Here is a 10,236-nt window from a genome sequence, read left to right on the forward strand (position 1 = left end):
CCCCCTTCCCGCCGCGGCGGCGCGTGGCCACGGTGGTGGTGTTCGGCGGTGCCGAGCCGGCCGGCGGGGTTCGCTGTCGGGGCGGGAGTGTGAGGCGGGGCCTCGCGCATCGGGCCGCGCCCCCTTTCGCCGTCGCGGGGGGAGTGTGTGGGGGACCCCCGCGGATGCGGAGGGGCTGGGGAAGACCTCTACGGAAGCCGTGCGCAGCACGTACCGTGAAAGCCATGACGAGCAGCGGCAGCGGCAGCGGCAACGGCAGCGGTGCGGAGATGGTCGACTGGAAGCTCGCGGTGGCGACCGCGAGCCGGCTCGTGCGGTCGGGGCCGGAGGTCAGCCGGGACGAGGCGCGGGACGTGGTCGCCGAGTTGCGCCGGCACGCGAAGTCGTCGGAGGAGCACGTCCGGGCGTTCACCGGGATGGCGACGGGGGAGCGGGCCGCGGACACGCCCGTGCTGGTGGTCGACCGGCCCGGGTGGATCAGGGCGAACGTGGCCGGGTTCCGGGCCCTGCTCGGGCCGTTGCTGGAGCGGATGCAGGACCGGCGCGGCTCGCTGCCGGGCGGCAACGTGCTGGGCGCGGTCGGCGGCAAGGTGACCGGCGTGGAGCTCGGGATGCTGCTGTCGTTCCTGGCGTCGCGCGTGCTGGGGCAGTACGAGACGTTCGCCCCGGTCAGCCGCGAGCTGCCGGGCTCGGAGGACGGCGGCGGCCGGCTGCTCCTCGTGGCGCCGAACATCGTGCACGTCGAGCGCGAACTGGAGGTCGACCCGCACGACTTCCGGCTGTGGGTGTGCCTGCACGAGGAGACGCACCGCACGCAGTTCACGGCCGTGCCCTGGCTGCGCGACCACATCCAGGGCGAGATCCAGGCGTTCCTGTCGGAGACCGAGGTCGACCCGGCGACGCTGCTGGAGCGGGTGCGGGAGGCGTTCCAGTCGCTCGCGGGCGGCCACGCCCAGGACGAGGAGCAGCAGGAGCGCCGCGGCATCGGCATCGTCGAGCTGGTGCAGACGCCGGCCCAGCGGGAGATCCTCGGCCGGCTGACGGCCGTGATGTCGCTGCTGGAGGGGCACGCGGACTATGTGATGGACGGGGTGGGCCCCCAGGTCGTGCCGTCCGTGGCCGAGATCCGGGAGAAGTTCCAGAAGCGCCGCGCGAGCGGCGCCGGCCGGCTGGACGTGGCGCTGCGCAAGCTGCTGGGACTCGACGCCAAGCTGCGGCAGTACCGTGAGGGTGAACGGTTCGTCCGCGCGGTCGTGGACGAGGTCGGCATGGAGGGGTTCAACCGGGTCTGGACGTCCCCGAACACGCTCCCCACCAAGGCCGAGATCGCCAAACCGGCGGACTGGGTCGCGCGGGTGCACCGGCGGCCGGAGGGCTGAGCCCGGTACCCCCTCGGGGCGACCCCGGGACGGAAGAACGCTCCCGTAATCACTCTTCCGAGGGACCGTAAGCCAAGGGTGGGCGTGCGATGCTCGGGTAAAGGCTCATCTCTGTCACCATCGACATACACAGCGTGACGGAACATCCCCCCGATACCCCCCTCGATGGAACGATTGGACACACGGACATGGGTCCACACCCCGCGGTCGCGGCGATACGCCTGGCGGTTCGCCGCGTTCTCCACGACGTCCTCACCCTGGCTCCCCCCGCCTCAGTGACCAGCGCGTCGGCACCCGGCGCGTCGGCGGCCCCGCACGGCCGGCAGCCGCTCGTCCTGGCCGCCTGTTCCGGCGGCGCCGACTCCATGGCCCTCGCCTCCGCCCTCGCCTTCGAGGCCCCCCGGCTCGGCATCCGCGCCGGCGGGGTGACCGTCGACCACGGCCTCCAGGAGGGCTCCGACCTCCGCGCCGCCGAGGTCGCGAGCCGCCTCACCGCCTTCGGCCTGGACCCCGTGGAGGCCGTCACGGTCGACGTGGGCCGGGACGGCGGTCCCGAGGCCGCCGCCCGCGACGCCCGCTACGCCGCGCTCGACGCCGTCGCCGAGCGGCTGGGTGCCGCCGCGATCCTCCTCGGCCACACCCGTGACGACCAGGCAGAGACCGTTCTGCTGGGTCTCGCCCGCGGCTCCGGCATCCGCTCCCTGTCCGGGATGGCCGTCACCTCCGGCGTCGGCGGCCGCTACCGCCGGCCCTTCCTCGGCCTCGACCGCCAGACGGCCCGCAAGGCGTGCATGGTCCAGTCGCTGCCCGTCTGGGACGACCCGCACAACTCCGACCCCGCCTACACCCGCTCCCGCGTCCGCCACGAGGCGCTGCCCGTCCTGGAGAAGGCCCTCGGCAAGGGCGTCGTCGAGGCCCTCGCCCGCACCGCCCAGCTCTCCCGGGACGACGCGGACGCCCTGGACGCCTGGGCCGCCACCGTCGAGCCGTCCGTCCGGGACGACAGCGGCGGCCTGGAGTGCGCCAAGCTGTACGCCCTGCCCCCCGCCGTGCGGCGCCGCGTGATCCGCCGCGCGGTGATCGCCGCGGGCTCCCCGGCCGGTTCGCTCTTCGCCCGGCACATCGAGGAAGTCGACCGGCTGATCACCGGCTGGCGCGGCCAGGGGACGATCAACCTGCCCGGGCGCGTCGCGGTTCGCCGCCAGGGTGGCAGACTGGTCCTCCGGCAGGGCTGACTCGAACGAGCATCGGCAAACCGTACGGGCCGTCCGGCACCACGGCCGGAAGTGTCCGAAACGAGCGAGAGTGGCGCGGGTGGACGTAAAGGACATGGGCACCGACCTGAAGTCGGTGCTCATCACCAAGGAAGAGATCGACGCGAAGCTGGCGGAGCTCGCGGGCAAGATCGACGCGGAGTACGCGGGCAAGGACCTGCTCATCGTGGGCGTCCTCAAGGGCGCCGTGATGGTGATGGCGGACCTGGCGCGTGCCCTGTCCAACCCGGTCACCATGGACTGGATGGCCGTGTCGTCGTACGGCGCCGGCACCCAGTCCTCCGGCGTGGTCCGCATCCTCAAGGACCTGGACACCGACATCAAGGGCAAGCACGTCCTGATCGTCGAGGACATCATCGACTCCGGCCTGACGCTGTCCTGGCTGCTGTCGAACCTGGGCTCGCGCGAGCCCGCCTCGCTCAACGTCGTGACCCTGCTCCGCAAGCCGGAGGCCGCCAAGGTCGCCATCGACGTGAAGTGGGTCGGCTTCGACATCCCGAACGAGTTCGTGGTCGGTTACGGGCTCGACTTCGCGGAGAAATACCGCAACCTGCCCTTCGTGGGCACGCTCGCGCCGCACGTCTACGGCGGCTGAGCAGCGGCCCGGGCCCCCGCCGGGCGCGGCCGGGGGCGAATCGTCACCGCCGTACCGACCCGCTTTTCCGGCGCGCGGGAACCGTTTCCCGGTTCCCGCCGTTGGAGCATGCGAAGGCGGCTTTGTTGACCGTCTGCGGCGGCGTCGGGTGACAATGCTGGGGTACCGTCCGAAGGTCGGTCCTTTCAAGCACTCTTTTTCAGTACTGCAAGGTCGAGCAGAACACCGCACGCACAGGCACCCCGTCCGGGGGTGACCGTGCCTCACTGTGGCAGGAGGGACGGGGCGCACGCGCCCCGTATGGATGGACGTGAAGCGCTACTTCCGTGGGCCGGTCATGTGGATCGTGCTGGCCGTCCTCGCCGTGGTCGTGTTGATGCAGGTCGTCGGCTCGTCCGGCGGCTACAAGTCGGTGGACACCAGTCAGGTCGTGCATGCGATCGACAAGAACATGGTGAAGTCGGCCGAGCTGACGACGGGCGACGAGAACAAGATCAAGGTCGAGCTCAAGAGCGGCCAGAAGATCAAGGGCAGCAGCAAGATCCAGGCGAACTACATCGGCGACCAGGGCGTCGAGATCTCCAAGGATCTGCAGGCCAAGGCCGATGACGACGACAACCAGACGCTCCCCGAGGGCTACAACGTCTCGACGTCGAAGCAGAACCCCTTCATCGGGGTGCTGCTCTCGCTGCTGCCGTTCGTCCTGATCGTCGTGGTGTTCCTGTTCCTGATGAACCAGATGCAGGGCGGCGGCTCCCGGGTCATGAACTTCGGGAAGTCCAAGGCCAAGCTGATCACCAAGGACACCCCCAAGACCACCTTCGCCGACGTGGCCGGCTCCGACGAGGCGGTCGAGGAGCTCCAGGAGATCAAGGAGTTCCTCCAGGAGCCCGCCAAGTTCCAGGCCGTCGGCGCCAAGATCCCCAAGGGCGTGCTGCTGTACGGCCCGCCCGGTACGGGCAAGACGCTGCTCGCGCGCGCCGTCGCGGGCGAGGCCGGCGTCCCGTTCTACTCGATCTCCGGCTCCGACTTCGTCGAGATGTTCGTCGGTGTCGGCGCCTCCCGGGTCCGTGACCTCTTCGAGCAGGCCAAGGCCAACGCCCCGGCCATCGTCTTCGTCGACGAGATCGACGCCGTCGGCCGGCACCGCGGCGCGGGCCTCGGCGGCGGTCACGACGAGCGTGAGCAGACCCTGAACCAGCTGCTCGTCGAGATGGACGGCTTCGACGTCAAGGGCGGCGTCATCCTGATCGCCGCCACCAACCGGCCGGACATCCTCGACCCGGCGCTGCTGCGCCCGGGCCGCTTCGACCGGCAGATCGCCGTCGACCGCCCGGACATGCAGGGCCGTCTGGAGATCCTCAAGGTCCACCAGAAGGGCAAGCCGGTCGCGCCCGACGTCGACCTGGCCGCCGTCGCCCGCCGCACCCCCGGCTTCACCGGTGCCGATCTGTCCAACGTGCTGAACGAGGCCGCCCTGCTGACGGCCCGCAGCGACCGGAAGCTGATCGACAACCACATGCTGGACGAGGCGATCGACCGCGTCGTGGCCGGCCCGCAGAAGCGGACCCGGATCATGAGCGACAAGGAGAAGAAGATCACCGCGTACCACGAGGGCGGACACGCCCTGGTCGCGGCGGCCTCCCCGAACTCCGACCCGGTCCACAAGATCACGATCCTGTCCCGGGGCCGCGCGCTCGGCTACACCATGGTCCTGCCCGACGAGGACAAGTACTCCACCACGCGCAACGAGATGCTCGACCAGCTGGCCTACATGCTGGGCGGACGCGCGGCCGAGGAGCTCGTCTTCCACGACCCGACCACCGGTGCGGCCAACGACATCGAGAAGGCCACGGCCACGGCCCGCGCCATGGTCACCCAGTACGGCATGACCGAGCGCCTCGGCGCGATCAAGTTCGGCTCCGACAACTCCGAGCCCTTCCTGGGCCGCGAGATGTCGCACCAGCGCGACTACTCCGAAGAGGTCGCCGCGCTGGTCGACGAAGAGGTCAAGAAGCTGATCGAGACCGCGCACAACGAGGCGTGGGAGATCCTCGTCGAGAACCGCGACGTGCTGGACAACCTGGTTCTGGCGCTCCTGGAGAAGGAGACGCTGAACAAGGAGGAGATCGCCGAGATCTTCAAGCACGTGGTCAAGCGCCCGGCCCGCCCGGCCTGGACGGGTTCCTCGCGCCGTACGCCTTCGACCCGCCCGCCGGTGCTCTCGCCGAAGGAGCTGGCCCCGAGCAACGGCTCGACCACGGTCGACACCGTCGAGCTGTCGAAGGACAACCCCGGTACCGAGAGCTGACCGCCTCCCCGCCGGGCCCCCGGGCCCGTGCGGGCCCGGAATGGATGCCGCGCCACTCAGGTTTTAGCCTTGGGTGCGCGGCATTCGCATGTCCGCCGCCGCACGGGCGCGTGTACGTACGAGAGAACGAGGCAACTCCATGACCGACCCGGTGACGCTGGACGCCGTGAGCCCTGTCGGAGAATTCGACGAGAAGCGGGCCGAGAACGCCGTCCGCGAGCTGCTCATCGCGGTCGGGGAGGATCCCGACCGGGAGGGGCTGCGCGAGACCCCCGCGCGGGTCGCGCGGGCGTACAAGGAGATATTCGCGGGCCTCCGGCAGGAGCCGGCGGACGTGCTGACCACGACCTTCGACCTGGGCCACGACGAGATGGTGCTCGTGCGGGACATCGAGGTCTACAGCACCTGTGAGCACCACCTGGTGCCGTTCCACGGCGTGGCGCACGTCGGCTACATCCCGGCGACTAGCGGCAAGATCACGGGCCTGTCGAAGCTGGCCCGGCTGGTGGACGTCTTCGCGCGCCGCCCCCAGGTACAGGAGCGCCTGACGACGCAGATCGCCGACTCGCTGATGGAGATCCTCGAACCGCGCGGCGTGGTCGTCGTGGTCGAGTGCGAGCACATGTGCATGTCCATGCGGGGCATCCGCAAGCCGGGCGCCAAGACGCTCACGTCGGCGGTGCGGGGCCAGCTCCGCGATTCCGCCACGCGGGCGGAGGCGATGAGCCTGATCATGGCTGGTCGCCAGGGCCATCGCCGGTGTCTCCATGGGCGGGTTCGGGGCCTTCCACTACGCCCAGGACCATCCCGAACTGTTCAGTCAGACCGCATCCCTGTCCGGGGACATCGATCTGTCGGCCGACTCCATGGACCTGCGGCTGGCCGTCGTCGCCTCCCTCATCGACGCGCAGGGCGTGATCTGCGGCTCGTCATCCGGTGCCTGCGACCCCACCGACGACCCCTACAAGCCCGGCGTGGACAGCGACGCCCTGTTCGGCTCGCCCTACCCGGTGTTCAACGCCGACTGGCGGTGGAACGCGATCGACCCGTCACAGCACATGGACAGACTCACCGGGATCGGGGTCTCCGTCTACGTGGGCAACGGGCGGGGCTCGGTCACCGAGCCGGAGTTCTGGCTCGAAGGCGCGGCCAAACACGTCAAGGACCGCATGGACGCCCTGGGCATGTCCTACTACTACGTGGACTACGGCGATGGTTCCGCCTGGGGCACCCAGTGCAACGGCGGCCACAACGGCGGCTGCTGGGAACAGGACCTCCGGGACCTGGTCCCCAGGCTGGAAAGGGCCTTCGCCTCCTGACCGTCCGCCGCGCACACCGGCGCCGGTCCGCCTACCGCGGGGTTCTCGTGGGGCCGAGGCCGGTCTCGGCCCCACGCAGGATCATCTGGTGCGTCCGCCGCAGCATGCGGCTGGGAGGAACCCCCAGATCGTCAGCCAGGCGGCGGCGGACGCGGTCGAACACGGCCAATGCGTCGGCCTGCCGGCCGCTGCGGGAGAGCCCCCGCATCAGCAGCGCGGCCACCGGCTCGTTCAGGGGATGCGCCGCGGACAGGGCGAACAGTTCGGCGACGGCTTCGGAGTGCCGGCCCAAGCGTAGTTGCCACTCCGATTTCCGCTGCGCGATGGCGATCCGGCGCTCGGTGAGCCGCAGCCGTTCCAGTTCGGCGAGCGGCCCTGGCAGGCCGGCGAGGAGTTCCCCGTGAAACAGGTCCAGCGCCTGGGAACACAGACGGACCGCCTCGGCCGGTTCGCCCGCTCGATCGGCCGCCCCGATGTCGGCGACCAGATTTTCCATGCGTGCCACGTCCACGTCGACCGCGCCGGTGACCAACCGGTAGCCCCGCCGGTCGTGCACGATGACCGGGTCCAGGCCGTCCCCGGTACTCAGGGTCTTGCGCAGTCGGTAGATGTAGACCGGCACCACGTTCGCGGCCGGCGGCTCCGTCCCCCATATTCCGTCGAGCAGTGCCTGCCGGCCGAGTGCCCGCCCTGCGCGCAGCGCCAGCGCCGCCAGGACGGCTTGCTGGCGGAGATGTCCCAGGCTCAGTGGCCGCCCGTCCTGCCACGCCTGAAGCGGTCCCAGTACGGAGATCCGCACCTTCGGTCCGGCCGCCCGGCCGACGGCGGTCCGCGGAGCCGGGCTCACTGCCTGCGCGCGGGGGCCGCGGCCGGGGACGACCAGGCCGCAGTCGAAGGCGTGGACGATGGCGGCGGCCCGGTCGCGCAGCCCGAGTTTCACGAGGATGCGCGCGAGGTGCCCGGCCACGGCATCCTCGGGGATGGCGAGGGCGGTGGCTATCTCGTCGTCCCGCAGGCCGCAGCCGACCGCGGAGAGCACCTCGCGCTCCTGATACCCGAGTGCGGTGCCGGTCGGTCGGCCGGTCGTGACAGTCGTGACGGTCGTCGGCATCGCTGCTCCCCGGGCTCCGGACGGGTCGGTCTGGCGGACGGCGTCGACAAGGTAGTGGCGGGAGCGCCGGGCAAGGTATCCGGAACCATCCGGAGTGGCACGCGCGACGGTCCCGGTGGGCAGGACCAGCGGTCCCGACCTGCCCGGATGCCGGCCGGCCGGCTGACCGGCGCGTGACCGAAAGCACTTCGTAACACCTAGAAACACCCGGAAACACCCGGTACGGGCCATGTACCCTTGACTGCTGAACAAGCCCCTTCGCGCTGTGTTTCCGCAGGTCAATAGCCCCGGCTGAGCTGGGGTTTTTCTGTGTGTGCTCCCAAAGATCGATCCACGAGGCATGAACGTTTCTCTTACCGCGCCCCGCCCCGTCCGGGTGGGCGTCCTGGTCACCGCCCTGCTCACCGCCTGCATCGCCTTCCAGCTCAACGCCAGCATGCTCAGCCCCGCGCTGAAGAGCATCGAGGACAGCCTCGGCGCGAGCTCCGCGGAGATCGGGCTCACCCAGACCGCCTTCTTCACCTCGGCGGCCCTCTTCTCGCTCTTCCTGCCCCGGCTCGGTGACGTCATCGGCCGCCGCAAGGTGCTGGCCGGAATGCTGGTCCTCATGGCGGTCGGCTGCGTCGTCGCCGCGCTGGCGACGAGCGTGCCGGTGCTCTTCGTCGGCCGGGTGATCCAGGGGGCCTCCGGGCCGACCGTGCCGCTGTGTCTGATCATGCTGCGGGTCGAGGTCAGCGAGCCGAAGCGGTACGGCACCCTGCTGGGCGTCATCACCGCCGTCAACGGCGGCATCGCCGGCGTCGACTCCCTGGGCGGCGGCTACCTGGCCGATCACCACGGCTTCCAGTCGGTCTTCTGGGCGATGGCCGTCGTCGCGGTGATCGCCACCGCGCTCGTGGTCACCATGACGCCCGAGACCAAGGTGACCGAGGCCACGCGCATGGACTGGCCGGGCGTCGCCCTGCTCGTCGTGTCGGTCGGCTCGCTGCTCGTCGCGCTCAACGAGGCGGGCAAGCTCGGTGACGCGAACTGGGCCGTCGTGGGCGTCCTGACCGCGATATCCGCGGTCGCCTTCGGCCTCTTCTGGCGCACCGAGGACCGCTCCGGCCACCCGCTGGTCGCCACCCGGCACCTGCGGCAGCGCGGCACGTGGGCGACCCTGCTGACCACCGTCCTCACCATGACCGGCGTGTTCGCCGTCATGAACGGCCTGATACCCGCCTTCGCCCAGGACGCGAAGGCCGGACTGGGCATGGGCGCCGAGCAGTCCGCCTGGTGGACCCTCACCCCCTACGCCCTCGCCGGCCTCGCCATGGGCCCGGTCGCCGGCCGGCTCGCCGCGACCTTCGGCTACCGCCGCGTCCTGCGCCTCGGCCTCGTCGGCTCGGCCGTCTCCGTGGTCCTGATGATCCTCACGATCCCGGCCCACTCGCGCGTCCTGCTGCTCGCGGCCTCGATCCTCGTGGGCATCACCTACGCGGGCGTGGCGAACATCGTCCTCAACGGTCTCGGCGTCGTCCTCTCGCCCAAGGAGAACCCGGGCTTCCTGCCCGGCCTGAACGCCGGCGCCTTCAACCTCGGCGCGGGTCTGAGCTTCGCCCTCCTCTACGCGGTGAAGACCGCCGCCCTCCCCGACGACGCGGCCTCGGCCGGCGGCTACACCGCCGGCATGATCGCCGGCGTCGTCATCCTGGCGGCCGCCCTCGCGACGTCCTTCCTGATCCCGAAGCCGGTCGCGGCCGAGGAACAGCACTGACGGTGACCCGAACGGAGGAGACCCCGGCCCTTGCCGGGGTCTCCTCGCGTTTTATGGCGGTAACAAAGGGGTCAGTTGTCCCAAACACGCACCATTGAGGCTGAGTCTCTTCTTCCCGCACGATAGGGGCAGCGCCGGCGCCACCGGCGGAGGGGGGACACGTGAAGTACTTCCGGGACGTCGTGGTCATCGGTGCCGGTCCCACGGGCCTCGCCCTGGCGATCGCCCTGCGCCGGTACGGCGTGGACACGCTGATCGTCGACAAGGAGCCCAGCACGAAGCAGGAGGCCCGGGCCTGCGTGGTCTGGCAGCGGGCCCTGGAGGCGCTGCGCGATCTGGGGTGCGCGGACGCGTTCATGAAGCAGGGTCTGCCGGTCGGCCGGGCGGAGTTCCGGGTCGCCGTCTTCCACTACTGGCTGGGCTGGTTCGGCGCCGACTACACGAACTTCGCCGACGACCCCGCCGGCTGGTTCAGCAACCTGGTCCTGCCC

Annotated in this window: 7 protein-coding genes and 2 pseudogenes; 8 read left to right on the top strand and 1 reads right to left on the bottom strand. The window is 70.7% G+C overall.

From position 1 onward, the window contains the following. Positions 1 to 224: 224 nt before the first annotated feature. From AB0K09_RS23095 to AB0K09_RS23120, 6 genes and pseudogenes are all read left to right on the top strand, one after another. Positions 225 to 1,379, top strand: a complete 1,155-nt coding sequence (locus AB0K09_RS23095) for a zinc-dependent metalloprotease (protein WP_366067276.1) — start codon at positions 225 to 227, stop codon at positions 1,377 to 1,379. A 188-nt stretch (positions 1,380 to 1,567) separates the two neighbouring features. Continuing rightward, positions 1,568 to 2,614 carry a tRNA lysidine(34) synthetase TilS gene (gene tilS / locus AB0K09_RS23100; RefSeq protein ID WP_366067277.1) on the top strand — a complete coding sequence of 349 codons (1,047 nt, stop codon included), beginning with the start codon at positions 1,568 to 1,570 and terminating at the stop codon, positions 2,612 to 2,614. Between the two features lie 94 nt (positions 2,615 to 2,708). Next, positions 2,709 to 3,248: a hypoxanthine phosphoribosyltransferase gene (hpt, locus tag AB0K09_RS23105; protein ID WP_366067282.1), complete on the top strand. Its 540-nt coding sequence runs from the start codon at positions 2,709 to 2,711 to the stop codon at positions 3,246 to 3,248. Positions 3,249 to 3,552: 304 nt separating this feature from the next. Beyond that, the gene (ftsH, locus tag AB0K09_RS23110; RefSeq protein WP_366067278.1) at positions 3,553 to 5,559 is read left to right on the top strand and encodes an ATP-dependent zinc metalloprotease FtsH; all 2,007 of its coding nucleotides are present in this window, start codon (positions 3,553 to 3,555) and stop codon (positions 5,557 to 5,559) included. A 139-nt stretch (positions 5,560 to 5,698) separates the two neighbouring features. Further along, a pseudogene (gene folE / locus AB0K09_RS23115) lies at positions 5,699 to 6,298 on the top strand (GTP cyclohydrolase I FolE); the annotation flags it as partial. A gap of 4 nt (positions 6,299 to 6,302) precedes the next feature. Then, positions 6,303 to 6,878 (top strand): annotated as a pseudogene (locus tag AB0K09_RS23120) (alpha/beta hydrolase-fold protein); the annotation flags it as partial. A gap of 31 nt (positions 6,879 to 6,909) precedes the next feature. On the opposite strand, the gene AB0K09_RS23125 reads toward AB0K09_RS23120, so the two are convergent. After that, a complete protein-coding gene (locus AB0K09_RS23125) occupies positions 6,910 to 7,989 on the bottom strand; it encodes a BTAD domain-containing putative transcriptional regulator (RefSeq protein WP_366067279.1) in 1,080 nt (359 codons plus the stop codon). 340 nt (positions 7,990 to 8,329) lie between these two features. Here AB0K09_RS23125 and AB0K09_RS23130 point away from each other — a divergent pair, with 340 nt between their 5' ends. Both AB0K09_RS23130 and AB0K09_RS23135 read left to right on the top strand, forming a co-directional pair. Further along, entirely contained in the window at positions 8,330 to 9,745 is a 1,416-nt protein-coding gene (locus AB0K09_RS23130; protein ID WP_366067280.1) for an MFS transporter, read from the top strand. A gap of 161 nt (positions 9,746 to 9,906) precedes the next feature. Further along, on the top strand, positions 9,907 to 10,236 hold a 330-nt coding region (locus AB0K09_RS23135; protein WP_366067281.1), incomplete at its 3' end, for an FAD-dependent oxidoreductase.

It is taken from the genome of Streptomyces sp. NPDC049577 (genome assembly GCF_040675635.1).
Taxonomy (GTDB): domain Bacteria; phylum Actinomycetota; class Actinomycetes; order Streptomycetales; family Streptomycetaceae; genus Streptomyces.